Annotated in this window: 19 protein-coding genes and 1 pseudogene; 6 read left to right on the top strand and 14 right to left on the bottom strand. The window is 43.9% G+C overall.

Annotation, left to right across the window (positions count from 1 at the left end; genetic code table 11):
• Positions 1-288: 288 nt before the first annotated feature.
• The 8 genes and pseudogenes from D889_RS0105190 to D889_RS15820 all read right to left on the bottom strand — a co-directional run.
• Positions 289-2031 carry an ATP-binding protein gene (locus D889_RS0105190; protein WP_010631107.1) on the bottom strand — a complete coding sequence of 581 codons (1743 nt, stop codon included), beginning with the start codon at positions 2029-2031 and terminating at the stop codon, positions 289-291.
• Between the two features lie 608 nt (positions 2032-2639).
• A complete protein-coding gene (locus D889_RS0105200) occupies positions 2640-5723 on the bottom strand; it encodes a type I restriction endonuclease subunit R (protein WP_010631105.1) in 3084 nt (1027 codons plus the stop codon).
• A 14-nt stretch (positions 5724-5737) separates the two neighbouring features.
• Complete coding sequence (locus D889_RS0105205) at positions 5738-6997, bottom strand: restriction endonuclease subunit S (protein WP_010631104.1); 1260 nt, start codon at positions 6995-6997, stop codon at positions 5738-5740.
• Positions 6994-9558, bottom strand: a complete 2565-nt coding sequence (locus D889_RS0105210; protein ID WP_010631103.1) for a type I restriction-modification system subunit M — start codon at positions 9556-9558, stop codon at positions 6994-6996. Before D889_RS0105210 ends, D889_RS0105205 begins: the two co-directional genes overlap by 4 nt.
• Before the next feature lie 116 nt (positions 9559-9674).
• The gene (locus D889_RS0105215; protein ID WP_010631102.1) at positions 9675-10157 is read right to left on the bottom strand and encodes a hypothetical protein; all 483 of its coding nucleotides are present in this window, start codon (positions 10155-10157) and stop codon (positions 9675-9677) included.
• 179 nt (positions 10158-10336) lie between these two features.
• Entirely contained in the window at positions 10337-10690 is a 354-nt protein-coding gene (locus D889_RS14855) for a restriction endonuclease subunit S domain-containing protein (RefSeq protein ID WP_010631101.1), read from the bottom strand.
• 39 nt (positions 10691-10729) lie between these two features.
• Positions 10730-13036, bottom strand: a complete 2307-nt coding sequence (locus D889_RS0105225; protein WP_010631100.1) for an ADP-ribosylglycohydrolase family protein — start codon at positions 13034-13036, stop codon at positions 10730-10732.
• Between the two features lie 322 nt (positions 13037-13358).
• Positions 13359-13735: pseudogene (locus tag D889_RS15820) on the bottom strand (YdeI/OmpD-associated family protein); the annotation flags it as partial.
• A gap of 263 nt (positions 13736-13998) precedes the next feature.
• Between D889_RS15820 and D889_RS0105235 the strand changes: the two are divergent.
• Positions 13999-14682, top strand: a complete 684-nt coding sequence (locus tag D889_RS0105235; RefSeq protein ID WP_010631098.1) for an MFS transporter — start codon at positions 13999-14001, stop codon at positions 14680-14682.
• Positions 14683-16461: 1779 nt separating this feature from the next.
• Positions 16462-17778: an MFS transporter gene (locus D889_RS0105260; protein WP_010631736.1), complete on the top strand. Its 1317-nt coding sequence runs from the start codon at positions 16462-16464 to the stop codon at positions 17776-17778.
• A 247-nt stretch (positions 17779-18025) separates the two neighbouring features.
• Here the strand turns inward: D889_RS0105260 and D889_RS15570 are convergent, their stop codons facing one another.
• Positions 18026-18214 (bottom strand): hypothetical protein, encoded by a 189-nt coding sequence (locus D889_RS15570; protein WP_018962189.1) that lies wholly within the window; start codon positions 18212-18214, stop codon positions 18026-18028.
• A gap of 171 nt (positions 18215-18385) precedes the next feature.
• Here D889_RS15570 and D889_RS0105270 point away from each other — a divergent pair, with 171 nt between their 5' ends.
• On the top strand, positions 18386-19027 hold the full coding sequence (locus D889_RS0105270; RefSeq protein WP_010631735.1) for an FMN-dependent NADH-azoreductase: 642 nt from the start codon (positions 18386-18388) through the stop codon (positions 19025-19027).
• Between the two features lie 400 nt (positions 19028-19427).
• On the opposite strand, the gene D889_RS0105275 is transcribed toward D889_RS0105270, so the two are convergent.
• On the bottom strand, positions 19428-20393 hold the full coding sequence (locus D889_RS0105275; RefSeq protein WP_238537632.1) for a zinc-dependent alcohol dehydrogenase family protein: 966 nt from the start codon (positions 20391-20393) through the stop codon (positions 19428-19430).
• Between the two features lie 29 nt (positions 20394-20422).
• Positions 20423-21394: a YczE/YyaS/YitT family protein gene (locus D889_RS0105280; protein ID WP_010631733.1), complete on the bottom strand. Its 972-nt coding sequence runs from the start codon at positions 21392-21394 to the stop codon at positions 20423-20425.
• 175 nt (positions 21395-21569) lie between these two features.
• Here D889_RS0105280 and D889_RS0105285 point away from each other — a divergent pair, with 175 nt between their 5' ends.
• From D889_RS0105285 to D889_RS0105295, 3 genes are all read left to right on the top strand, one after another.
• Entirely contained in the window at positions 21570-21890 is a 321-nt protein-coding gene (locus D889_RS0105285) for an NAD(P)H-dependent oxidoreductase (protein WP_010631732.1), read from the top strand.
• Positions 21891-21990: 100 nt separating this feature from the next.
• Entirely contained in the window at positions 21991-22893 is a 903-nt protein-coding gene (locus tag D889_RS0105290) for an RpnC/YadD family protein (RefSeq protein WP_248676828.1), read from the top strand.
• Complete coding sequence (locus D889_RS0105295) at positions 22890-23096, top strand: hypothetical protein (protein ID WP_010631730.1); 207 nt, start codon at positions 22890-22892, stop codon at positions 23094-23096. Before D889_RS0105290 ends, D889_RS0105295 begins: the two co-directional genes overlap by 4 nt.
• 96 nt (positions 23097-23192) lie before the next feature.
• On the opposite strand, the gene D889_RS0105300 is transcribed toward D889_RS0105295, so the two are convergent.
• The 3 genes from D889_RS0105300 to D889_RS0105310 form a co-directional block, all read right to left on the bottom strand.
• Entirely contained in the window at positions 23193-23564 is a 372-nt protein-coding gene (locus D889_RS0105300; protein WP_238537629.1) for a hypothetical protein, read from the bottom strand.
• Positions 23565-23694: 130 nt separating this feature from the next.
• A complete protein-coding gene (locus D889_RS0105305; RefSeq protein ID WP_010631728.1) occupies positions 23695-24996 on the bottom strand; it encodes a (Fe-S)-binding protein in 1302 nt (433 codons plus the stop codon).
• Positions 24993-26405 carry an FAD-binding oxidoreductase gene (locus D889_RS0105310; RefSeq protein WP_010631727.1) on the bottom strand — a complete coding sequence of 471 codons (1413 nt, stop codon included), beginning with the start codon at positions 26403-26405 and terminating at the stop codon, positions 24993-24995. The genes D889_RS0105305 and D889_RS0105310 overlap by 4 nt, the downstream gene beginning before the upstream one ends.
• Between the last annotated feature and the right edge of the window lie 153 nt (positions 26406-26558).

Consider the following 26558-nt stretch of genomic DNA (forward strand, 5'->3'; position numbering starts at 1 on the left):
AATGATGCGTCTAATAAAATATAGTGTTCCTTTAACTGATGGCGAAGTGCCCCGGATAGAGAACATCTTGAAAGACATAACGACCAATCAAAACATTAAGAAACGCAGCCAGATATTACTTATTACTGGATACCGACATCAATTACGGAGAAACACACTAGCACAAAGAACAAAAAGATCGACAGGCGAGGTCTTTAACGCTTGAGTCAATATGATTTCCTTTGATCAGGGCATAGGCGCCACTAACGGCCAACTACTACTGGGTGGTTCTATGAGCACATCGCAAATTCAATGATGCGTTTCATTGTTGTAATTCTTTAAACGAGATTTGATGACCTTCAGTAATTCATCACTCCCTATATCGTGACTTGTGCTAAAAGAAGCCACCTGATCCAACAATGATTCAAACTCAAGACGAAGATTTTCGTCTTTTTGTAGTGTTGTGGAAAAGTTCTCAACACTCTTACCAAGCTCTTTCTCCATCTTTTCGGCAAAGTACTCCTTATCGATCTTCCAAGATAAAATTTTTTGGATATATACGTAAAGCTTAGGGTTATTAATAACAACTAGAAGCAAATCTTTCCGAACTCTGGTCAGAGCCTCAAACAGCTCCGCTATCTGTTTGTAAGGATAGTAATTAATATACCTACCCTCCATTCCTTCCTTCGTTGCGCAGTAATGCTTGTCGAGGATGACCAGTACACGGTCGTACTCCCGACCTATTGTATGATGTACGTCATGAGAGAACCAAAAATGCTTCCGTCTCTTTACTACACGAGTTGTTTTCGTTACATATTCTGTCGGTTCAATAGATACATAGCCCTCATTTCTCACTTTGTTAGTAATATAATAATTAGCCATTTCCTTATCAGAAAAATACTGAAGTTGGACCTTTTTATAATGATATGGTCTTGCACCTGACTTGCCATTTCCTAAGAATCGTTGAATAAAAGATGATAAAGAGGGATCGTAACGCACCCGGCCTTTTAAGTTGACATGTAATATGTCGCTAGTTGATATAGATGGCTCTATTTTCAACGCGTCCTCCGCTACATGCAATGTCTGCTGCTTATCCATTGACAAAATCAATAATGACCCAGTGAGAGTCACGAGTACATTCAATTTTTCTTGATAGATTCTTTGCGCTTCATCAACCAAAATAACATCAAATTTTAGTTTAGCAAGATCGTCTTGTGACAAATGATTAATAGGTTCAACTTTTATCCCTATGGTATTTGAAACCTGTTCGTAATTTTCCAATGGAGCACAAAAAATCACAATTACCGTCTTATTTCGTTGCTGATATTCTCGAGCTAAATCTAATAAGAGTAGTGTCTTCCCAGTACCAGGTCCACCAGTGATAACTATTCTTGATTTTGAGCTATTAAGTATTTCTTCCCTCCTCTGATATTGATTCTCTGTAAGAAAATATTTATGCTGAGCGAATAATTCAGGCTGAACGTAAGGAGAAACAATCATTGATGTTAAATCGACTTCTTTTAACGAATGATCAGAATCATTAGTTAACTCAATCAAATCAAACAACCTTTGCGGTTCTATGTTGGTAAATTCACCACTGTTATTAATCCAAAAGATTACATTTCTACTCTGTAGATAACAACACACAGTAAGGCTCTTGGGATTCAAGATATTTAAGTACAGTTGATGACGACGAAGCTGTCGCTCTATAGCTGATAATCCACCATCTGGCAAATCATGTTTCAGTTCCAAATTAAAAACTCCATCGTTCCCAAACCGAAGAACGTCGAACTGTTCCTGTAACCCTCCAATCGCAGAAACGTAACCCAATATATAGCCCACGCTTTGCTCAAATGAAAGCTCATGCTCAGAGTTTAATAAAGAAATCAAGGCAAAGAGGTCATTCAATTCATTAGCAGAGAATCGCGGCTCATCTTTATCATAGTTGTAGCCGATGTCCTGAACCTTTAAAAATGACTTCACTAATTCGGGATTTTTTTGATTGACAATATCGCTTACCGTCCATAAATTTGTGTATCTCAACTCATTCATCCTCAATATCCCCTATGTATGATGGATCCTGAATTCCCGTGCTTTTATACCAAGGTTCTGATAATCCCTGATATTAAGGCATCTTTGGCAAATAGCAACCAGCATAATTATACCAATAGGAAAAAGACCATTGTATTAGAAATCCTTTTCTGATGCGCTTTTCAGACTCCTTGGTATAATTTTCCGGGAATGCAGGATGGATTTCTAAACAAACACAGGCCGACGATTTGCTACTGTTATTCAACGACATATTCACAGTCTCGTTAACTGTCGTAGGTGGATAGCCTATACTTCCACAGCAAACAGCTTAACAGTAACTCTCCTCTGAGCCCTAACATCAGTGGCGCACAACCCGATATGTGCCGGCATTTTTCCTTTCTTCCATATCGAGTTCGCCCCATTGCAGCAGTTTCGCTTCACCCATTTCTTCGACAGCCTGATCATGGTCAGCTAATGCGTCATAAAACACCAATTCTTCAGGTGTCAGTCACAAGTCCTCCCCCTTACTTTCCTTCACCTTCTTCGCTATCTCAATTAGGTTTCAAATAACTAACTGGACTTATCAAGATCAATACGCCCAGTAAAAGTAAAGCCAATTCACCCCAGAGTTAATCATATTTTTGCTTCATTTCAGCAATCTCCTCTGGAAGTTTGGTCGTTAGCATCATATTATGCCTAAGCAAATTACCAGCCGATTGATGGCTCGCCTTATTTAAATCAACACTACTAATCAGTTCATCGATGTATGGTACAACGTCCGGTTGGGAATAAGAATATGAACGAACAGATTTTCCGAGTAAGTCACTGTTCAATCCCCACTCTTTAGAAAAATCTTTAACAGCACGATTTAATTTTCTTGCTTTCCAAGCTTCAAATGCCTCGTCAAAATTTAAACCGCTCGATAATTTTCCAGGCACAAGTTCAGTGTCCACAAATTCTTTCAATAGCTGTGCATGCTCGTATTCACCCATATTACTTAATTCCTGAATTTGCTCATAGATAATACGGAGTGTCTCACTATCTACAGTTTGCACACCATTCGTTGAGGTCACTTTAGAACCGATCAAACGAAGAATATGATTTGCATCGATGACCTGAGTTCCCGCTAACTTCGTTTTTCCAACAAGCGGATTAGTTGGTGTTGGCGGAGATGGAGTGCCTGGCTTCCGGGTTAAGTTCCTATAGGCACCGACATACTGCAACCAAGTATGCTCATCAATACCAAAAGCTGCATCATCCCACTTGAATTTATAGTATTGTTCTACCAAATTCAACTGCTCAGCAGCATCTTTAAAAGCAAGTATAAATGCTTCTTTTTTCTTCTCATCATGTTCAATGGTCTGCCATTCGGTTGGGTCAGGTAAAGTCGGAATCATTTCAGTAACTTTTATGGCTAATTTCTTTACGGCAGTTTCATAAGTATCAACAATTGCCTTACTGCTCTTACCCCCACTTCCATACAGCTTCAAAGCTTGATCGACTCTTTCTTCAGTCATTCGAGGATATTGGAAGTTAATGATCGTACCAAATTCTTTATTTGAGCCAAACACACGATTTGTTCGTGAATAGGCTTGAATCAAACCTTGAAGTTCAAGCGAGCGGTCAACATAAAGCGTATTCAGACGTTTAGAATCGTAGCCTGTCAGCAATTGATCTGCCACAATCACAAGGTCTATATTCTTAGGATTTCGCCCGCTGCCACCTCGAGTCGCACGTTCTACAAGGTCTTCAAAATAAGCATCTTCGCCGTGCTTTTTATCCCCGGCAATAAACTCAATACCTGTAAAGGCAGCGTAGTCTTTAAACATCCCTTTGATAATTTCAGGGTCGAGTGACGCAGGGTCATTTTCGTTACCGAAACTAAACGTCATCGCCACATTCAGCTTCGCTCCACGATCTTTCAATTGTTTTTTAAATTCATCATAATAAGCAATTACACGATCTTTATAGGCCACTGTCAAAATAGCATTAAATGCTCTGCCTTGTGATTGCGCGTCCCAGTTACTCAGAATTTCCTCAACGACACGTGGGATATGCGTTTCATCTTGGTATACAAGCAAATCTCGTTTTTTAGCCTGCTTTTCAACGTCAGCTTCTGACATTTCTTGAACTTGGCGTTCAATTTCTCTGTCTGTTAATTCAGGATGTTCTTCCTTCATTTTTTCAGCTAGTTGCTCTCTTAAATCATCATAACTCTTGAATTCTCCAGTGTTGATATAGTCAACGTGAAAACCTAATACATTCCTATCCGCAATCGCCTCATCAATTGTATATTGATGTAACATAGGGCCAAATAACTTCTCAGTCGTATTGATGACTTCGCTTTTTTCATTGACCTTTCCTTTGATCTTATTTTCATCAAATAAAGGCGTACCAGTAAAACCGAAGAAGAGTCCATTTTTCTTGAAATAGCGCTTAATGGTTCCCATCATCTGCCCCATTGTCGTACGATGGGCTTCATCGATGATAAATACAATTTTCTTATTGGCTAAACTATTATCGCGTGCTTCTTCCAGTTCCTTAACTAAAGCATTCAGTTTGAATGTGGTCGTGACCACAATTCCGTTTTTCGTTGATTTGAGTATCTTTTTTAGCTGGTAGGTGCGTGATGTATCATCAACGGAAACGGGCTCGTAAGCAGCATATGCTTTGAAGTTTTCACTGGTACGATTGTCTAGCTCACGTCTATCAACGAGAAAGACAACTTTATCAAATCCTACTCGAGTCGATAAAAACAAAGCCGTCTTGAAACTCGTAATCGTTTTGCCCGAACCGGTCGTGTGCCAAACAAAACCGCCATGAGGCAATTTTCCCTTATTGTCCCAGCCAAATGCTGCCCCTTCAACGGCCTGCAAAGCGTGAACCTGATAAGGACGCATGAGCATATGTCGTCTGTTTTCCTCATCGCGAGCTTCATCAATAACCAGATAATCTCCGACCATCTGATGCGCCATTGGAATCATCAAGAATTGCTTAATCACGTCTTTCCAGTCGTTTACAGCCTTGTTATCTTTATCGGACCAATGAAAGACGAACCCAGGGTTAAAATCCCCTATTGTTTTTGGCGTAGCGAAATAGCGAGTAGCAATTTCCGAAGTGATGACCATCATCTGCGAAAATGCCATAAAGTTATTGCTGTATTCGCCGTCACGATAATAACGCATAAACTGTCCAAATGCCTCATCTAGCGTTTTGTCCGTGCGTTTTTGCTCAATATTGATTAAAGGCAGGCCGTTGATCAGTAAGACAATGTCAAAGCGGTTGTCATTGGGGGTCTGTACTTCTCTAGCAATCCGATAGCTTGAGTCCCCACCACGCACCTCAGCTTTTTTGAAAATCGTCAACGTGATTTGTTTTCTCGTAATTTTTGGATTGTCATCACGATAGACGCCATCAATCTTACCTTTTGATTCTTCAATGGCTAAAATCTTTGCTGCCTCGTAGCTGTTGTTGATACGGCTGACTTTTGCCATAACTTGACTGAACTCATTATCCGTCAATGCCACACCTTCAAGCTGATCAGCATTGATACGGTTGAGTTCCTTACGCCAGTGGGTAACTAAATCAGCAACCGTTACTTTTTGCTTATTGCCGTCGAGATAATCCGGTGCTTCCCATTTATATTTTTGTAGTTCTTTGACAAAATTCTCTTGAAAAGTTTTCTCTGCCGCACTTTTTGGTGCATTACTCATAACTTACACCCCCTCTAAACAAACATCTCATTTAGATATGCATTTTTCATATTTTGCAGTTTTTCCAACTTATGCTGATGAAGAGCGATAGTCTGGTCGAGACTCGAGAAAAAGGCACCAATTTTCTTCTGCTCAACTAGTTCAGGCACCATGATTTTGTAGTCAGCATATTCTTGTGCGTTAACTCCTGGCTGCCCAGAACGCTGTGAAGTAATCTTAATGAAGTTATTATACTTGTTTGTTAGTGTATTCTGGAATACAAACTCAGAGTCAAATTCTGGCTTGATTCTCGCACGGATCAAGAAACCCGCATAATAAACAATCCCATCAGATTTCTTGTAGCGATACGTTTTTCCAACACTTGCACCTGTGCGAGCAAATAACACATCACCTTCTTGCAACTTATAGTTATTCGATTTGCTTAAATCAATATCAGGCGACGTCAAAGAGTCGGTTTTAAACTCGCGTGTCTCATCATCAATATCTGTGATGCGAATATACTTGTTTGTTCCATCGTATTTAGTAGCGGAGATATTTAATCCGTACTCAAACGATTTCGATACTTCACCTAGCTTCCGCTGTTCCCAAGCGCCAGTAAATCCTGCAAATCTCCGTTTTGGCTCACGCTCACCCTCAGCGGGAAACATCTCAGAAAGGTATGCAGATTTAAGTGCTTTTAACTTTTCCAACTTACGCTGATGAAGGGTGATTGCGTTATCGAGATGGTCAAAGAAGGTGGCAATCTTAGTTTGTTCGCCCATAGTCGGGGTGAAAAAATGCATTCTTATCAGATCTGGAATATTCACAGATTGAACCGTTGTCCCAGTCTTTACAATCTTGTGAAGAATGAACTGCTCTTTACTCTCCAACTGAGATACTACAAACTGCGTATTTAGCTGAGCACGATCAAATGTCAGAGCCTTAATATCCTGATTAATAGCCACAGTCTTTGTTGGACGTGAGATTGGGAAGGTATGCGCCAAGATACCGCTACGATAAACAATTAGTGGTGTGTCTTTTTCAACCAGTTTTGTAGCCGTTTCTTCGACTGCCTTCTGAGTAATCATGTACGTGCCTTGGCTAACATAGCGTTGCTTGATTTCCTGCGAAGACAACCAGACGATATTGCCACCCCAAAACTTCGGGTTGGACTTTGATGGTGTCCCTCCGCTCGTTAACTTGATTAACTCCCCCAACTTCCGCTGTTCCCAAGCGCTGGTATTTTGAAATTCCTTAAATCGTCTTTTTGGCACTAAGTTTGTTTGTTCTGTCATGATCTCACCACCAGGTCACGCATCAATGCTTCAAGTGATGATTCCGAGTCTCGAATTTCTTCATCAATCGCTGATAAGGTGTTGGCATAACGATTGTGCAACATTTGCAGCGTGTTTAACTCTGCTTTTAACGGTTTCCATACCAAATCAACCATAGCGTCCACCATGCTACCGAACCATTTTTCATACATCAAGCTGTCGATTTCTTCGTTTGTCAAAGTTAAGATACGTTCTTGCACGGATTCTTTGAGCGCTTTTTCATCCGCTCTCACGGCTCTGCTAAGCGCAGATTTATCCGCTAATAATTTTTCAACTTTTTTCAGCAGGTTATGTTCAGCCGTTCCTCTGCCCCGCTTCTTCAACTCAGCTTTGACTTTTTTGTTTTCAAAAGCCTCACCAGACTTATTCAAGGTTTCGCCTAAAGCATTTTCTTCATCACTGTCTTCAACATTCGCAGCGCTGACCAAGTCTGACAGCTCATTTTCAATCTCTTGAATGCGAGTCTTCTTTGATTCGATTTCTTCTAACTCATGACTGTATAAACGTTTCGCAATCAACTCATTCGGCACGATCCTGCCAACCCAGCCATCTTGCTCTTCACGTTTTTTATTACCTGATCCTTTCGTGACCATATTGGGTTCACGCGTGCGTCCTGCGGTATAGAAACCACTTAACGCAATGATCTCCGTATCATGGGTCAGTGCATTTTTCCAAATCTCAGCCACAACCTGATAGCCGTCATAAACATCAATATATTTGAACGCTGAAAGAATCTCCTTGATTTCTACAAGCATTTCATCCATCAACTGAGTCAAGCTACTGCCGTTGTCTACATTTCGTAAAATGTCCCAGTATTTATCAATATAGGCTTTTGTTTTGCTTTCGATTTCTTTTGTTTTTTGGGCAATGCGCGCGTCGCTCAATATATCATCAGATATTTCCTCAATGGGCTTCACAAGTTCAACATAACCGTCACGGATTTTTTTCAAAGATCGTTTCAAAACATCTGGTGCTGTAGACTGCAAAATCTTCAACTTGTCAATGTCCTTTTGAGGAATTCCACCGAGCAGGTGAGCATCTACATCCTGAGGAATCTCTTCGCTAAGTGCCTCAATATAGCGAGGAATGTTCATGTTGTATTGATTTTCGATAATCTCTTCACGTGTCGCTAAGTGGCTATAGCCTTCTTCTTCCCTACGTTCAACGTGCGTATCGACAATTTTAGCGATGTCTTTTTCTTGCAAGACGTTTTGTTTTCCAACTTTAATAAAGCCGCGCGACGCGTCAATGATTAAGACAGGTTCATCGATTTTTCGGTTCTTCTTCAAAATCATCACAACAACTGGAATACCCGTATTGGTAAACAAGTGATCCGGTAAGCCAATAATCGTATCTATGTAATTTTTCTTAAGCAAACGTTCACGAATGGTGCCTTCAGCTGAGCCACGAAATAGCACACCATGAGGCAAGACAATCGCCATCGTACCGTTCTGACCTAAGTGGAATAATCCATGTAAAAGGAAAGCGAAATCTCCTTTAGAGTCAGGTGGCAACACCCCAGCAACTTCAAAACGAGGGTCACTGACTTTTAGCCCTGATTTATTCCAATTTTTCACAGAGTATGGAGGATTCATTACCACTGCATCAAATTGTACGCCTTCATTTGGACGTTCTGGATCTTCTGGCCAGTCCTGGGAAAGTGAATCGCCGTTTCTAATAGTCATCTTCTCAGGACGAACATCATGAAGGAGCAAATTCATACGCGTTAAATTATAGGTTGCTGTATTTTTTTCTTGCCCGTAATAGTTCAAATTCTTTTGTGCATCTTCATCTAAATGCCTTCCAACCGTTAAAAGTAGCGAACCAGAACCAACAGTCGGGTCATAGATTGACTTGATGTTTGAGGTTCTCGCTACAATTTGTGCCATGACTTCACTGACTTGTCGTGGTGTATAGAATTCCCCTGCTTTTTTCCCTGATTCCATCGCAAACTGACCGATGAGGTATTCATACGCATCACCCAGTACATCACCTTTTTGCAGTGCCACCATGTTTAAATCAGCAAACAGCAAAATCAGTGCCTTAACATTTTTGCTCCGTTCGTTTAAGTTGCTTCCTAAAGCAGTATCCGTTAAATCAAGAGTTGAACTTGAGAACAATCCCTTGAAGTCATCCGAATCACCAGAAACGGCAATCGTACGTTCGAAGTTATTCAAGCTATCCGTTACCTTTTGGACTTCAAAATCTCCTGAATTGATATCTTTTAACCAAGTCTGATAAAGATACTCAGGCAAAACATAATAACCAAGTACATTTTTAATCATCTTCTCTAGTTGTTCGCCGTATTCTGCTTTTGCCTTTGAGTATTCCTCAACCAATTCGGATTCAGCCATCTCGCCTAACCCGCTGGTCACTTTAAACGTTTCTAAAGTCTTATCACTCAAAAACTTATAGAACATTAACCCAAGCATATAATCTTTATAGCGGCTGGCATCCATTGAACCGCGTAGTTCATTTGCCCCATCCCATAATCTACGTTTAATTTCTTCCGATGTTATCATTTCATATCACCCATTAATTTCCTATTTTTCAGTTCAAGCACACAAACATATCATGTGTATAATTCAGATATAATCTAACACACTTATTGGTTCATAACCTATTCACAAAGTTTCTTTTAGCCGAATAATTCTTGGAAGCTATTACATTTCACTCGCAATGCTGTTACCCGTGAACCATCAATCGGAATTCGATATGATTTTTCGCCTTTTTTTCGACTGACTGTGAACCACTGTTTACCAGCATCTATAATCTGAAGAATTTGCTCTTTATTTAATAATGCGAGCTCACTGTTTGACAGATCTCCAGAACTACATATTAAAGCAAGCACCACATTTTTTCCTTCGTCAATATAGTCCTTAAGTTCTTGATAATCACCAGAAATATTGAATGCCCAACTATTGTAATTCAGCCTTTTTATATTCTGACAGTCAGCACGGTACTTCAAGAAAAGTCTGTATTCGTTACCAGAATTCACTGTAAAATCATAGACTTGACGATCATCATTCCCTTCAATCAACGCTGGATTCATAATCCCTTGATTAAATAACATAGATAAAACTGATCCATAGTAGAAATCAGCAACTTTGAGTTTTGTCATCATGTCTCCCCCTTTTCCCTGTTAAAGCTATTTATTTGCTTTATTTTGAATAGTTAGATGTCAATTCTTTGAATCTTATGGCTCACTACCAAAGTCACGTTAACTATCTTCATTTTATCAGATTTTATAGTATATTATTTCTATTCATTCATATGGAAGAAACAAATCTACTGATTCCATTAGTTTTCAGATACAGCTGCTCTGATTCCCATTTTTTCATAGCAATCCTCATACGCTTTCTTTTGCTTTTCAGTTGCTTTATTTATTGCTTCTTTGAATTCTTTCTCAGCACCCTGTTGCTCAACGGATAGCACTGGCACTTTCAGGTAATTGAATTCTTTTAATCCAATTACCTTAATTGCTGTTTCTTTCTGCATGGATTCAAGATAAGACTGGCCAATGGGGCTCTCCAAATAGGCTTTAATGAACAAAGAATTCATTCCTTTTTTGGGTCGGATATTAAATTTGTATGTTGCAGCATCGGAGGATTGGCTGAATACATAAGGATTTCTTTCCAGCAAACAGATATACATACAGCTACCGCATAGTTGACCGACCTTTGTATCATCAGATCACTGTTCCTGCACTCTCCCGATTATTTTTTTCGTCTTCTCCAGTGGGAATGGAACTTCTTCAATCGGAAAATAGTCAATGCTTTCAACGCGCGCGGTTCCTTCCATGTTCGTCGCGCCGAACGGTACACGGACATAGTCGCCGACTTCGATACCTTCATCATCGGTTTGATAATAATAAGTTTTCTCGCTGTCATCGAAGGCGACGCTGCAGTATTTTACTTCTCCATCTTTTCGCGCATTCATGAACGCATTTCGATCAAGCAGCCGGCCAAATCCATAGAGGCCAACAAACTGACGGATCAGGTCCATCAGTTCAGACCATGATTCTTCGGGGATGTGGCGTCGATTATAAATACCGGAATGTGATCGGACCGTGCCGTCATAATAGTCTGCCTCAAGTTTGTAAAAGCGGGCACCCGTTGCATCATCAACCTTTGGTGTATCCACCCAGCCGTCGTCATGGAAACAATCCTCGACAGCTCGCAAAAGGTCATCCATTCCCCCTTGAACATCGTACTGGTGCGTCACCGAACAAGCCATTCCGGCACGCTGCCTGATGACGAGCTGCTGCCTTTCATGGTCGATGGTTAATGATTCTGTATCATGCCAGTTTACCCCCTGCGGACTGAATGAGGCGTCAAAATGACGATGACGATCAAATTCAATCGTCATTTTCCTGATGTTCACCGTGCTGTCAGCGTCATCATCGATATCGAAAAAGTGCAGCAGGTCTCCCCAGTTGGGCGGATAGGCGTTACTGCCTGACCAGACTTCGTCGCGTTGTCCCCCATAGTTGACCGCGAGTTTCCACTGTGTTCCGTCAAGAACCCCGAGATCTGTGTATTCGCTTTCCCAGTATTCAACATGGATGTTCTCAAAAGCCTTCATCAGTTGTGCTGTTTCTTCACGTGAATAATGTTCTGTGGCTGAAGGATCCCTCATAAAATCTGTGGTGAAAATTGCTCTGCCGTTTTCAAATACCATGCGATACGTATTCCACCCACTAAAGAAACCACCGATATCAAAACAAATTTCCTCGATCTGTGTGCTCTTCAACCGCCTGTCAATCGATTTGAGCCGTTTCAGCCATTTGATCATCGAGCCGTCCTGAAAAAAGTCAAAAAGCGCCCCATCGCAAAACCGCTCGGCTCGGATCGCTCCCATAATCAGCGCAAGAACACACTGAGCACCAAGCGAGTCCGTCCCGGCATGACGCATCACCTCGCTGTCCCATTTCAATCCGTTGTTTTCAAGAATCGAGCTGTACTCGGTCAGAGCGTACCCCGGATGGCTGTCTGAAAACTGGCAAAATTCGCGGATAAACGAATCGACAAGTTGATTATAATAGATATCTGGCATGGGAATCGGAAACTCTGGAGTGCCAGCATGCTCATTGCCGATAGACCAACCGCTGAAAGAATCAGGTGCGGACAATTTACCGATATATTTGGTCAGCATTTTGAACTGATTATCCGTACTTCCACCGAAAAATCGAGACCATTCATGATAAATGGCATAACGGTCCTGATCAAGATATGTAACTGCTTTTTCAACAATCGAATCAGAGACGCCATAATAAGCTTCTGCAAGCGCACCGGTAATGGCGGCCCGTGTTCCGCGATCACCGCCCAGGGAAACAGCCGTCCGTATCGCATCGTTAAACGATACAGAGTCTAAAAAAGCCTCGATTGCCTGTGGCACAATTCCCTGGCCGGTCTCGGCAGGTCCATTTACTTCTCTGATCCCATCAAGGGTAAAGTCCAGAGGAAAATAGTTCTGGTTTACTTTTTGACAGATTTCCGATTTGGTAAATCCCCGCCTGGCCATGAAGACAGCGACAGCCACTGCTTCACCATCCTTAATCCCTTCATGGTGAAGAGGGATGGCCCCGGTTATCGCTTCAGCCAGGCAGATGGCTTCCATGTCCGTTCTTGCTGCAAATCCCGCTGGAATGACAGACAGCACCCCACCGTTTCCAAAACTGCTGTCGATTTCAGGTGTCTCACCATTTACCTGACCGGATAAGCTTTTGCCTGAACCAGATTGGCGATATTGACGACTGATTTTTTTCACATTCCTGAGCGTCAGATTTTCCAGCAAGGCCAGGAACTCATCATCGTATGTTCCGCCTGTCGAAAGTTTTTTTACTTTTATCGTATCCATAAGCGCCCTGGCCACGGCAAACATCAGGAGGCTGCTTTCTGTCAGCCGGCAATCGTCTGTAAACAGTTCAAAATCTTTGCCCTGATTATCATCGGACGTAAATCGGGAACCGGCGATATCGCCGATCATCGCACCGATCAATTTTTCCCTCCCCCTTCAGCTTTTTGCCATTCTCGTGAGCGCCATTTCTGCCGATACATGATCCTCCACCGCTGTTCGTGCCGCAACGGGAATTTCAGAAGATAGTTCGCCCATTCAGGTTAAAAATCTCGGGACCTTACATTTTTCCATGTCAAACGAACGCGAGGTGAGCGGACAGCTTACGATTGATTCGTTGATCTTCCTGTTGGAAGTTCTTGCGTGATCCGTCACAGTTAGGATAGCGTTTAGCGTGTCCACAAATGCAGTCAGTTAATCCCTTTCCATTCAGTATCCGCTGCGTACACTTTTCAATCCTTGACACTCATGTTGTCGATCGTTTGGGCTTTGAAAAGTGGAAAATGTATGCTTTCTTGCGTCCCGGTGTTCATCCTTTAAAAGCTGTTTTCAGGTCAGGATTTTCATCGAATTTATTTGAAATGCCTAACTCCGTTTTGCACTTTACATCTACCTTTAAACCTGCTTTTTCAACGTCAATGCCCTTTTTAATATAGTCCTTCAGGATGGGGTCCATGTCAACTGTTTCCTGAACATCGGTGAATCGAATCTGACGCGCCGCCTGCACGTTCTCCGTTTGTTGGATGAGAATCCTATGGGCGTACTTTAACAGTGTACCTTTGTGAAACAGAAGCGACAATATTCTTGAAACTCATGGGTTAAAACGATGTTCTTCCCTTCATATCAACCATTGTTTGATAAAATCATTGAATAAAAAAGGATGGATAATAAATGATCCATCCTTTTTTATCAGCTGAACAAAGCGGCAGCAGATCAATATCAATCCGAATATTTGATATTTATCCAGATCGGGCAGTCAATCTGCTATTTGGTTCTTCCACTTCATGGACAACCGGTCTGTCAGCATGGTCAAGATAACGCTTCACCATGTTCGATCCAATGTCGGATCCTCTCAGAACAGGTATCTGCTGTGGGCACGAGGTTCATTGGATCTTTCCGTTTATTATTTTAATTATAATCTGGACCGTTCCGACCTGGTTCCAATTGTGATGTCCCTTAATTTTGTTTCCATGATTTCAATCTTTTTTATCCTGGCGATTGCAAAACATATCGGCAAACGCAATACTATGTCCTTAGGCCCTGGACTTGGAATTTTCGGACAAATGATTACCGGGATTGATGCTTATGCAGGCAGCATCACAATCACAACTGTGATTACCGGAACCATCATCGTTCAATTAGGATTTGGCTTCATCTTCGAACTGATGTCAGTGATGCTTGCCGACACTGTTGACTACGGTAAATGGATCAGCGGCGTACATGCGCAGGGATTACCATCCGCTTCAAGTTTTGCCGTAAAATTTGGCATGGGTATCGGCGGAGCCGTATCTGCCTTAATCATGTCTTATGCATGTTATACACCTGGAACCGTTCAGTCTTCGGGAGCTCTGACTGCGATCGAATTCAATTTCGTCTGGCTGCCGGCTATTGGTTTTGCCATTGCAGTCCTGGCCCTGTGTTTCCACCATGTTGATAAGCACGAAACTCAGATCATCTATGATCTCAATAAACATCACCATGCAGAAGCCTGGCACCAAAGAAAATTCGATCACTTATACGATGTCGTGACAAATGCACTGCTCTTGAGACGTTTGATCCCATCCGTTTAACGCAGACGCTCCATTCGTGAAGCAGGGCTTGCCGTCTGGCAAGGCCTGCTTATTTTATTGGGCAGGCTGTGATTAACAAAGCGCTCATACTGGAGCCCGATGATGAGGATACCTGGTATGAGCGTATGTATGGAGATGATGGAACCGCCGTATACAGATCCGTATTTACGGTGGTATGATTTTCTTCCTGCCCGATCTATGTGATTTATTCAAACATTTCGGAGGAGGCATGAATCATTCAATCAATTTAGCAATTAACTATAAACAAGTGGGAGCTGGAAAATCTGTCTCTCTTCCGTAAACGGATCCTTACGATTGTTCACAGAAAGAGACATGGCTTAGAATCACTTCCCTTTACATCACATCATTCAAATAAGACAGACCAATAAAAATTATCGTTTCAAATATTGGGCATAATAGAGCAATAACAATAATAATGGGGATCAGAAGATAGAACTTTATTTTCAGGGCATATAAGATCACGCCAAGAATATAAAGAAAACCGACAATAAGTACGGCATAATAAGCATAAGGGGGCTGAACGGTCTCACCTATCCCTGTAAAGTCAATGCTCAGGGAGGCAAGCAGTCCAAACCCAAATAAGACAGTTAGGATCACATTAAAGAGGCAAAAATAAAACAGCCATTTATTAGACCGCTTCATACAGACACTTCCGTTTGTTTCGTATTCTTCTATCTATGTTGCCCGTCCGGTTCATCCGATTTTTTAAATGCTCAATAACATCCTGTTCATGGCCCTTTCGCTGATTTATTTCTTCTAAAAATGCTTTGTCATGCGTTTGTGTTTTACCGGTTTCCAATGGCTCTTTATACAGCCCGAGATAAAGAAGTCCCTGTCGCTTTGCCCGATCTTGCGGTTGTATTTCCATGTACATCAGAAAGCAATGCGATTTTACGGTTCATGCACGTTCCACGCTCCCGGCTGGCTAAATTTGCTTATCAACTCATTGTTATTCAAGAACAACGCTGTTTGGGGGTCTTAATCATAAGTTTCAACACAGATCGTAATCATACATCTTAGACAAACAATATTAAACTTATTGTGAGATCTCCCCTCACCCACCGGCACCAGGCCTATCATACGTCTTTTTAACCCACTGCTCTAATTCAGCCCGGAACTTCTCTTTTTGTTCATCGTTTTGAAACATCTTTTTGAATACTCATTATGTGAAAAAGAATTGCACCTTCTCCGTCTCCGTCGTCTGCACAGACAGGAAGCAGAGAAACAAAAGGTGTGCGCCGCTCTTACGCCGTTCTTATCATAATCTTATTCCAGCATAATTTGGTAGACATGAATCAGTAAATCATTTGTGTCCCATAAATCTCTTAAGCTGCATGTTCATATGGAGCGTCTCCCCCTTACCTTGTATGTTTGGTTCTCGCAAATTAATCATACCAGGGAGGGACTCCTTTATTGTTCAATCTAGCATAAAAATGTTCATTCCAGAAAAACCCAAAAAATATTTGACATATCTCTGGTTGAGTTGTATATTAATTCACAATTAAAAGTAAAAGAGTGAACATAAATGTTAGCAAACCATGCAGCTATTATTCGAATTATTATCAGCGCCATTATCATTATTTGATAATGCGGGCTGCATGTTGTTGTCCGCAAAAAAGCGGGCAGGGCTAGCGAGGCTAGGAACTGTCAAAGGTTCCTAGCCTTTTTCTTTTACTCTTAATGAATCATTGAACGAGGAGGCAGAGAAAATTTTTTCGTTCGGGTTTTAATTAGACTGTTACTTGGGGGGATTTTTTGATGAATGGTGTTGCTGTTGATGAATCATTCGTCGGTGAAACATTAAAGCGAGATTCGGTTAAAACCGTTATCTTTGCTTCAATGATCGGAACAGCCATCGAATTTTTTGACTTCTATGCTTATGGAACCGCTGCTGCTGCTTATTTTCCGAAGGTCTTTTTTCCTGAGGTAACGCCGACAATTGCGACGATTCTGAGCTTGCTGACCTTTGGTGTTGCTTTTGTTGCCAGGCCATTAGGCGCATTTGTTTTTGGCCACTTTGGCGATAAGATCGGCAGAAAAAACACTTTAGTTGTTTCTCTGCTGTTAATGGGCGTTTCAACCGTCTTAATTGGAGTTTTACCAAGTTATAACACTTTAGGCCTGACAGCTGTCTTACTGTTATGCACATGTCGTTTTGTTCAAGGAATCGGTTTAGGAGGAGAGTGGTCAGGTGCTGCTCTAGTGGCAACTGAAAATGCTCCTGCTGACAAACGTGCTTTATATGGTGCTTTTCCAGAATTAGGTGCGCCATTAGGCTTCTTTTTAAGTAATGGTCTATTCTTTGTTCTTGAAAGTATTCTAACACCAGCACAAATGATCACTTTTGGTTGGCGTGTTCCGTTTTTGGCTTCTGCTTTATTAGTTATCGTCGGCTTATGGGTGAGAGCAAGAATGCAAGAGACTCCTTTATTCCGATTCGCACAAAAGAAAAATAAAGTTACCCGCTCACCCTTATTAACCGTTTTGAAAACGAGTTGGCGCCAGCTGATCCAGGGTACATTTATTGTCTCTGTTACATATACCCTTTTTTATACACTGGCAACCTGGTCATTGGCCTATGCAACGACCAATCTAGGATTTACCAACCGTGAATATTTATTCTTACTGATGGGGGCTGTTTTCGTATTTGCCGCATTTATTGTGATTGCCTCGTTAAATGCCGATCGATTTGGCCGGCGGAAGGTTTTGATTTCTTCATCTGTAGCCCTCATCGTCTTTTCTATTGTCTTTCCCTACTTACTTCAAGGTCACCAGAATTTCTTTGGCGCTGCTGCTTTCTTAGTCATTGGATTTGCTTTAATGGGGATTGCTTTTGGACCGGTCGGTGCCATTTTGCCAGAATTATTCAAAACTGAAGTCCGTTATTCAGGTTCCGGAATTGCCTATAATCTGGCGGCCATTGTAGGTGCTGCCTTCACGCCAACCATTGCAACTTGGCTAGCTGCCACCTGGGGCATCAAGTCTGTTGGACTTTATCTAGGAATCATGGCTGTCGCTTGTTTCGTTTCGTTAATCACTGTCAAGGAAACTAAAAATGTCGATTTTACGAAATAATCATTCAACTTATGAGGGTGATTAACATGTTACTTAAAAATAAAAAGCATCGGTTGCCGCCGATACTTTTGCATCGTAAATTCACTCTGTCAAATCATTATGTCGCTATGCAAAATTAATTATAGCATCATTTTTTTAGTTGCCTGTTGCTTCAGGCTTGCCCTCTATATCTGGTACGGATAGAAAAATTTTTCTATCCGTACCAATTTTTTTATGCAAAACCGGAGATGAAGCTGCATATCCGGTTTTAACTCGCCTCATCCTTTTTGACAAATGCAACTGCGACGTCCGGGAATGCATAGAGATATTCAGGATGATGTTTATGGTCAACATCGATGACCACACAATCTTTTGCTTTCTTCAATGAGTGTGACTGGAACGCCACTCGGATTTTTACCAATATAGCAATCTTTGCCGCTGACCACGATTTCAACAAATTACATGTACTCACTCCCCCATTTATTTTGGTTTGACTATTTCGTATTTATTTTCGCACCGCGGTTCATCGCCACCATTTTGTCTTCTTTGCCTTGTTGTAAGGGATTACATCGGTGTTATAGTTGAATTGTGAGATTGTGAATAAATTCTCTATTTGGGAGTGACGATCATGAGTAAAGTCCTTGTCATTGAAGCGCATCCGGATACCGACAAATTTTCCAGCAGCCTGACACTGGGCAAGACTTTTCTGGATGCCTATCAGGAGGCGCATCCGGACGATGAAATTACCGTGCACAATGTTTCCGTTGAAATGAACTATCCGCTCAATGCAACGGCACTGGCAATCTATCACAAAACAATTGACCGGAAGCCGCTGTCGGAGCCTGAGCAGTTATTTGAAGAGGGACGCCAGAAATGGCTGGACGAATTTATCAGCGCCGATAAATATGTCTTCATCAACCCGATGTACAATCTCTTTATCCCGGCAGAGATGAAGAGCTATTTCGATCTGGTCATGCAGGTGCCGTACACATTCGTATACACACCGGAAGGCAATCCGCAGGGTGTGCTGAAGCACAAGAAGGCGATTCATCTGCAGTCCGCCGGCGGGTTCTATCATGGTGAAAGCGGCCATCCGGATCTGAGTTTCCTGGACATGGCGGATACTTATGTGAAGACCATTCTTAGTGTCATGGGAGTCACCGATTATCAGGCGCTGTTTGTCGAAGGTATGGACCACGAACCTGAGCACGCCGAAACGATTGAAACCGCTGCCTTCGACAAAGCGGAAGAATTGGCGAAGACATTCTGAGCCGGTGAGAATTCAAATTTAAAGCGTCCGGTACCTTGCGGTGTGCCGGACGCTTTTTCATGGTGGTTGAACCTCAAAAGGATCACTTATTGAGGCTGAGTGACACGCAGCATTTAGGATCCAGGCGTTCCGAATTTGGCGGCTATTTGTCTGAACCACGCTCTGCATGAAAAGTGCATGCATTCATTGTTGCGATTTAGAGTTGCTGTTCCGGCCGGAATCGGTTTAAAAATACTTGCTCAAACTTTCGACTGAACTCAATCCTTCACAATTTAAACGTTTCATCGTCCCGGCCGTTGTCCTGATTCTCGATGTAGTCCTTGATCATATTTTCCGTCACAGCACCAACTGTCCTGCAGAAATATCCTGGTGCCCTTTGTGACACTGGTGATTTTGAAAATCAGTTCACGCGAACCACGGCTTTGGTGATCTTCTCAGGGATCCGTCCGGCGAGCAGATCAGGAATGTCTTCAAGCTGCATTTCATGAGTGATCAGGGATTCAACATCCGCCCCGGCGACCATTAAATGGATGGCGTCCTGCATGGCATGCGGATTGATAAATGCCCCTTTGACAGTCAGCTCATTAAAAAAGATTGGATAAGATTTGATGGTGAAGGTATCATCGGGATTTGAGACGCCGAACATGAGTACCTGACCGCCTCTTGCGGCAAAAGTCAGCGCCTGCTCTTGTGTGTTCGGGAGACCGACACATTCGATCACCAGGTCATATCGCTCAGAATGTTCTTCTTTCTCGGGATTGAATACTTCGTCGGCACCAATCTTTTTAAGCAGAGCAATCTTTTTCGGGTTGTGCCCGCTCACGGCAACTTTCTTCAAGCCCTGTTGCGCAAGAAGCAAGGTAAAAATCTGGCCGATGAATCCGTCACCGATGACGAGTGCGGTATCATGCGGCTTGATATCAAGTTCGTCCAGACCGTGCACGACACAGCTCACCGGTTCAGCCATCGCGGCGGCTTTCAGAGACAGTCCATCCGGGATTTTATAAACATTTGTTTCCGGTACATGGACATATTCGGCCATCCCACCGTTTCGGGTGACGCCGACTGCCTGATTATTTTCGCAAAGCTGCGGACGGCCTTCCCGGCAAAAACGGCAGACGCCGCAGGGAATATTCGGATCAATCGCGACACGATCGCCGATTTTCAGGTCACTGTGGATCTCAGAACCCAGACTGTCGACGATTCCGGAGATCTCATGTCCGAGGATCACCGGGATTCTTGCTTCCCCTGATCCAGGCTGCCCGCCATATAAGTGCTTGTCCGTCCCGCAAATACCGACATAACTGACGCGTACGCGGACTTCTCCAGGTTTCAGGGGCTGCTCTTGCGGATGCTGTATTTCCATCTGTTTTTTTCCTGTTAATACAAGTGCTTTCAATGTTTGGTACTCCTTTCATTAGGCCGTGTTCGCTTTGACTGTTGGTCATCTGAGTCATGATTTTTCACCTGATCGCGACGCTGCTTCTCATTTTTAATCATGCCTAACTGAGCCACAGATCTTTTTAACATGCTGCGAGCCTGACGCGCATTTCGCCGAACTTGTTTCTGCTTCTGTTCCAGTTCCTCATCAGAATACCGGGACAGTTTCTTCTGAATTTCCACAGTACTGACATAGCTGCCCTTCACAAAGTTATAAGTGGATTTTCCGGCCACATCGAATCCATGCCCGATCCTTTTTCGAGATGGGTCCTTTCCGAATTCGATGACCTGATGAATTACCTTTTCGCTGAAGTGATGATCCCAGAATGTAATCAGCGGGCCGGCAAAAAATGAGATGATGATGGTCGCCAGGCCAATCGGCCCGCCCATGAGAAGCGCTGCGACCATAAACAGGAGATCCTGTGCGATCCGGCAGAATTTATATTTGATGTGCAGACGGCTGGAGAGAATCGGTGCCAGAGCGTCATACGGAGCGACGCCAAGGTCGACCATCATATAAAGCGAAGTGCCGAGCGTAAATAAAAGCAATCCAAGAATTCCATTGATGACCGCCGTAAGCAGCGACGGCTGATAATGAAACAACGTCGAATGGAGTGTTGAAAACCAGTCAATCAGGAACCCGGCGAACACCATATTAAAAACTGTGCCGATCCCAATTTTCTTCCGGTCGAGGAAAATGACCAAAAGGATAATGACAAGATTGGCAAGCAGCTGATACACGCCTAAACTCAGGTGCAATTTTCCGGATACGCCGATGTTCAGTGCCGTAAATGGGTCAAGTCCGACATTGCCGACACGGCAAAACGTCGCACCAAGTGCAAGTATGGCGACACCGATCAATGAAATAAGTGATTTGAGAACAAGTTGCAGATATCGGTGAGACGGATTTCTATCCTCTTTCGTCAACTAATAATACCCCCAATCTCAGATACAATTCCCCCAATGAGCATGAACGATCCAACCATTGGTAAAAATCCCGGAATGTTCTGATTGAAAAATTTTTCGCCCTGTCCTATAATTATATTTTTCCAATAACTTTTCCTTTTGTCAAGGACACCGGCAATCTGGCGGCTTATAATCGGTGAATAAGAAATTTTATTTCTACTTGTTGGTCAAAGTTAATGAAGAAATACTTTATCTTTCTTCATTGATCACAACCGGAACAGACATAGCACGAACCATTGTTTCCAATTATTTCCATGAATATACGCGACCACGCTTTATCAGCGCCGATAAATATGTCTTCATCAACCCGATGTACAATCTCTTCATCCCGGCAGAGATGAAGAGCTATTTCGATCTGGTCATGCAGGTGCTGTACACATTCGAATACACACCGGAAGGTAATCCGCAGGGCGTGCTGAAGAACAAGAAGGCGATTCACTTGTCCCTGTCCCAGTAATAAATATAGAGACATATGTTCTCTTTTCCTGTATGATTAATGTATCCCTAAATGAGCGTCCCGGTACAGCCCCTAATAAACAACGGGAGACTTGTGTATGATGGATCATGACCGATATTTTAAGGAACTGCTGAACGTATTTTTTGATGAATTTCTCGAAGCTTTCTTCCCGCAGGTGTATCAATCACTAGATCTCACGAATAAACGATTTCTTTCTGAAGAACTTTTCCCTGATCTCATACAGGGAGATAAGAAACGTGCTGATGTCATTGCTGAGGCAAAATACAAAGATGGTGGCAAAGATTGCGTGCTGATCATCCATCTGGAAGCTCAGAATTACCATCAGAACAATTTCCCGCAACGAATGTTCACCTACTTTGCGATGATTTACTTAAAATTCAGAAAACCCGTTTTGCCGATCGCGATTTTCAGTTATGATGGGGTTAGGGATGAACCGGACCAGTTTAGAATCCGAACCCCCTTTCTTGAAACGCTCTCTTTCCGCTACTTTAAAATGGAACTGCGGCGGATGAATTGGCGATTGTTCATGAACGCGAACAATCCGGCCAGTGCGGCGCTGATGTGCAAAATGAATTACCGTCCGGAAGAACGCGTGGCCCTGCGTATCTCTTTTCTGAAACAATTGGCAAGGATGCATCTGGACGAAGCTCGCGGCAGCATCGCTTTTGGATTTTTTGAAACCTATCTGAAACTGAATGATCAGGAGGAGAAAGAATTCATGAAACAAACAAACGACATGCCTGAAGAATTGCGCGAAGAAGTGCTGAAGTGGCCGAATTCATTTTATGACCGTGGTAAAGAAGAGGGAAAAAGAGAGGGGAAAAAAGAAGGAAAAAAAGAAGGAAAAAAAGAAGGAAAAAGAGAGGGAAACAAGGAAACAGCGATTCGATTATTAAAAATGGGAATCGACGTTGTCACAGTTTCAAAAGCGACCGATCTTAATCAGGAAGAAATCAAGGAGCTCCAGAGGAAAATCTTATGAATTCAAAAACTCCTGCGACCAGGAAACAACATTCAGAAGTCCTGAAGTGGCCGAATTCATTTTATGACCGTGGTAAAGAAGAGGGAAAAAGAGAGGGCAACAAGGAAACAGCGGTTCGATTGATGGAAATGGGTGTGGACCTCTTGATCGTGACCAAGGCGACCGGTCTGACCCGGGAAGAGCTGATACACTTGAAAAAGTAAAGCTTGCACTCCCTCAATTTTTTCTCATAAAAATGACAACAGCGTGGCTGCAGATTATCGTTTCGACACATACCTGCAGCCACGCTGTTGTTTGGCTCAGCAAAAATAGAGCGGTTCGTTCATTTTGGCGGCATAGTCCATGCCTTCCGCTAAAGATAACGCCTCCTGAACATCATCTTCCGCCGGCCACGAAGCGATCAGTTCCCGAAGTCTTGGTGCAACTCGCGCACATTCTTCCGGTGTTAATTCGCCTTCACAGTCCGAGTGATCCAGAAGCGGAATAATATCGTCGTCAAAGGCGGCAAATGATAATGTGCCGCCAAAGCCGTCCATTTTATCCAGGTCCATCCCTATTTCCCTGGCCAGCTTGCAGCGAAAATCGTGAAACAATCCGTAAGCCCAGTGTGCATCACAATAACTGAAATTAACGCCCATGCGCTTCACTTCCCCGGTTATGAGTTTTTTCAAGATAACTCATTTTTAACCGAATCGGGAAGCGCGGGCAAACCGGCAAATCGTCCAATATCCGGCAAAAGGCGGCACATTTTTTAATGATTCAGCGGACATGACTCGCTGGCAGCGACTTTTCACGGAAAGCTTACTTTTTTACGCCATCTTCCAGCCCGCAGGCTTCGGCGAGCAGTTCAATCAGATGAATGGCCCGGACGTGATCCTGGAGACCTTCGCGCTCAATGCCTGCTTTCATCTGCAGCAGGCAGCCGGGATTGGTCGTGACGATGATTTCCGGATCGTGCGCCTTCACATCGGCCATCTTCACATCAAGGATCTTCATCGATTCGTCAAAATGGACGACATTATAGATTCCGGCAGAGCCGCAGCAGAAATCGGGATTGTCCAGTTCCCGGAAGTCAATTCCTCGCACACTGCGGATCAGCTGCTTGGGTTCATCCACGACTTTCTGGACATTCGTCAGGTGACAGGAGGGCTGATAGGTCACGCGCCTGCGGATCTCTTTCTGCAGCGGCAGATCAAGCCGGGCCAGAAGTTCACTGATGTCGATGGAACGGGCGGCAAAAGCTTCGGCACGTGCCTTCCATGACGGATCATCCGCGAACAATTCCGGATACTCATGCAGCATCGCCCCGCAGCCCCCCGCCGTATTGACCACATAATCAAAGCTTTCCGTCTCGAACGCTTTGATGTTCTGTTTCGCCAGTTCCCTTGCCTGCTGCGTCCGGCCGCCGTGATTATGGAGAGCACCGCAGCACGTCTGACCGCCCACGGCTGCAACCGTGCAGCCCCCGGCCGCGAGCAGGCGCATCCCGAGATCATTAATCCGGTCGAAGAGTGCGTCCATGATACAGCCCGTGAAAAAGCCGACTTTAAAACGCGGCGTGTGCTTCGGCGCGATTCTGGACGGGCGGCGGTGACGGCGCACGGGACTGGTTACGGAAGGAAGAATTTCTTCAAAGGTGGAGATGCATTCCGGCAGCAAGTGATGCAGACGGGTTTTTTCAGCCAGACGCCGCAACCCTGACTTCTGATAAAACCAGAGAAGATTGGTCCCCGCGCCCATTACGTTTTTCTTCGGAAAAACCTGATTGTAATAGAGATCTTCCTGAAACTTTTTCACCGGCGACAGTTGCTCGTGCTCGCGGATCGCCACTTTGGCGGATTCAAGAATCCGGCCATAAGCGACATGAGTCGGGCAGACGCGTTCACAGGCCCGGCATCCGAGACAAAGATCAATCGGTTCTTTCAGCTCATCAAGCGTAATCTTGCCCTCTGCCGCCATTTTCACAAGATTGATCCGGCCTCGCGGCGACTGAGTTTCGGTCCCCATCGTCTTGTAGGTCGGGCAGGCCGGCAGACAGCTCCCGCACTGGATACAGCTGAAGGTCGCGTCATAGTCCAGCTTCTCTCTCGGATCCTCGTTCATCGCGACTGCACCAGCTTCGGTCCGGCCACTGGAAAAATTTTCGATGGGTTCAGAATATTGTTCGGATCCCACGCCATTTTGATCCGCTTCATCAAATCCAGTTCCTGCGGCGTCAGTTCCCACGGCATATACGCGCGTTTCATCGTACCGATTCCGTGTTCGCCGGAAAGCGTTCCGCCGAGTTCGATCGCCGCCTTGAAAATCGCTTCGACGGCCTGCTCTGCCCTTTTCATCTCTTCACGATCGCGTTTGTCACAGATGATGTTCGGGTGAAGATTTCCGTCACCGATATGGCCGAAGACGACCAGGTCGATCTGATACTCTTTCTTAATATCCTGAAGTTTCTGACAGAAATCAGGAATTTTACTCCTTGGAACGGTGGCATCTTCGGATATTTTTGTCGGCTTCTTTGCGGCGATTGCTGGAGAGACCAGCTTCCGCGCCATCCAGAGTTCACGGGCTTCTGCTTCGGAATGGTCCACCTTGACGGAACGGACGCGCATTTTTTTGGCAATGTCACTGATCCGCGCTGCATCGTCGGCGACCGCCGCCGGGTGCCCGTCGAGTCCGACCAGGAGGATCGCTTCAGCATCCACCGGCAGCCCCTGCGGCTTAAATGCTTCTACGGCCTGAATTGATGCCTGATCCATCATTTCGATCTTGGCCGGCTGGATTCGTGAGGTCAGAATCCTGGTGACTGTTTTCGCCGCTTCAACAAAGTGATCGAAAATGAGCATTACGGTATGGGAGGCGAGCGGCCGGGGAATCAGCCTCAGCGTCGCTTCGGTAATCACGCCAAGCGTCCCCTCCGAGCCGACGATCAGCTTCGTCAGATCATACCCGGTGACATTTTTCACCGTCCGTCCTCCGGTACGGATGATCTCTCCCTGAGGTGAGACGACTCTCAGACCGATCACGTAGTCCTTGGTCACACCATATTTCAGGCAGCGCGGACCGCCGGAATTCTCCGCCAGATTCCCGCCGATCGTGGAAAAATGCGAGCTGCCCGGATCCGGAGCGTAGAGCAGTCCGTACTTTTCTGCTTCGTGATCGAGATCTGCCGTTATCACGCCGGGCGACACCACGGCAACCATGTCTTCGCTGTCGATCACCAGCTTCTCTTTCCATTGTGAAAAATCGAGTACAATGCCGCCGTCCACGGGCAGCGGCCCGCCGCTCAGACTTGATGCCTGTCCGCGCGGCGTCACCGGAACGCGCAATTTATTCGCGATCTTCAGGACTGCGGCCACTTCTTCCTCAGACTTAACCTGCACGACCACATCCGGTTTATAGAAACCGAACGACGCATCATAGCCATAACTGACCAGATCGGTTTCTTTAGTCAGAATTCTCCCAGGGTCAGAAACAATCCGATGTAATTGCTCCGTGAGTTTTTCTTTCGGCACCATTTTGTCCCCCCACTCCTCAAATTGCGCATCCGCACGGCAAAATCATGGAACCGTTTACATTTTGCAGCTATTTATATGGTTAATATTACTTTTATCCCATTTATGTCTGTCATGCAAATGATATGACTCAATCCCGGGGAATGTGCCTGAATC

The sequence above is a fragment of the Sporolactobacillus vineae DSM 21990 = SL153 genome (genome assembly GCF_000377985.1).
Taxonomy (GTDB): domain Bacteria; phylum Bacillota; class Bacilli; order Bacillales; family Sporolactobacillaceae; genus Sporolactobacillus; species Sporolactobacillus vineae.

What these genes read in the sequence shown, in the direction of transcription:
- D889_RS0105210 (WP_010631103.1), bottom strand. Translation starts at nt 9,558, where the DNA reads ATGATAACATCGGAAGAAATTAAACGTAGATTATGGGATGGGGCAAAT.
- D889_RS0105215 (WP_010631102.1), bottom strand. Translation starts at nt 10,157, where the DNA reads ATGACAAAACTCAAAGTTGCTGATTTCTACTATGGATCAGTTTTATCT.
- D889_RS14855 (WP_010631101.1), bottom strand. Translation starts at nt 10,690, where the DNA reads ATGTATATCTGTTTGCTGGAAAGAAATCCTTATGTATTCAGCCAATCC.
- D889_RS0105205 (WP_010631104.1), bottom strand. Translation starts at nt 6,997, where the DNA reads ATGACAGAACAAACAAACTTAGTGCCAAAAAGACGATTTAAGGAATTT.
- D889_RS0105200 (WP_010631105.1), bottom strand. Translation starts at nt 5,723, where the DNA reads ATGAGTAATGCACCAAAAAGTGCGGCAGAGAAAACTTTTCAAGAGAAT.
- D889_RS0105260 (WP_010631736.1), top strand. Translation starts at nt 16,462, where the DNA reads ATGAATGGTGTTGCTGTTGATGAATCATTCGTCGGTGAAACATTAAAG.
- D889_RS0105290 (WP_248676828.1), top strand. Translation starts at nt 21,991, where the DNA reads ATGGATCATGACCGATATTTTAAGGAACTGCTGAACGTATTTTTTGAT.
- D889_RS0105190 (WP_010631107.1), bottom strand. Translation starts at nt 2,031, where the DNA reads ATGAATGAGTTGAGATACACAAATTTATGGACGGTAAGCGATATTGTC.
- D889_RS0105295 (WP_010631730.1), top strand. Translation starts at nt 22,890, where the DNA reads ATGAATTCAAAAACTCCTGCGACCAGGAAACAACATTCAGAAGTCCTG.
- D889_RS0105270 (WP_010631735.1), top strand. Translation starts at nt 18,386, where the DNA reads ATGAGTAAAGTCCTTGTCATTGAAGCGCATCCGGATACCGACAAATTT.
- D889_RS0105310 (WP_010631727.1), bottom strand. Translation starts at nt 26,405, where the DNA reads ATGGTGCCGAAAGAAAAACTCACGGAGCAATTACATCGGATTGTTTCT.
- D889_RS0105305 (WP_010631728.1), bottom strand. Translation starts at nt 24,996, where the DNA reads ATGAACGAGGATCCGAGAGAGAAGCTGGACTATGACGCGACCTTCAGC.
- D889_RS0105275 (WP_238537632.1), bottom strand. Translation starts at nt 20,393, where the DNA reads ATGGAAATACAGCATCCGCAAGAGCAGCCCCTGAAACCTGGAGAAGTC.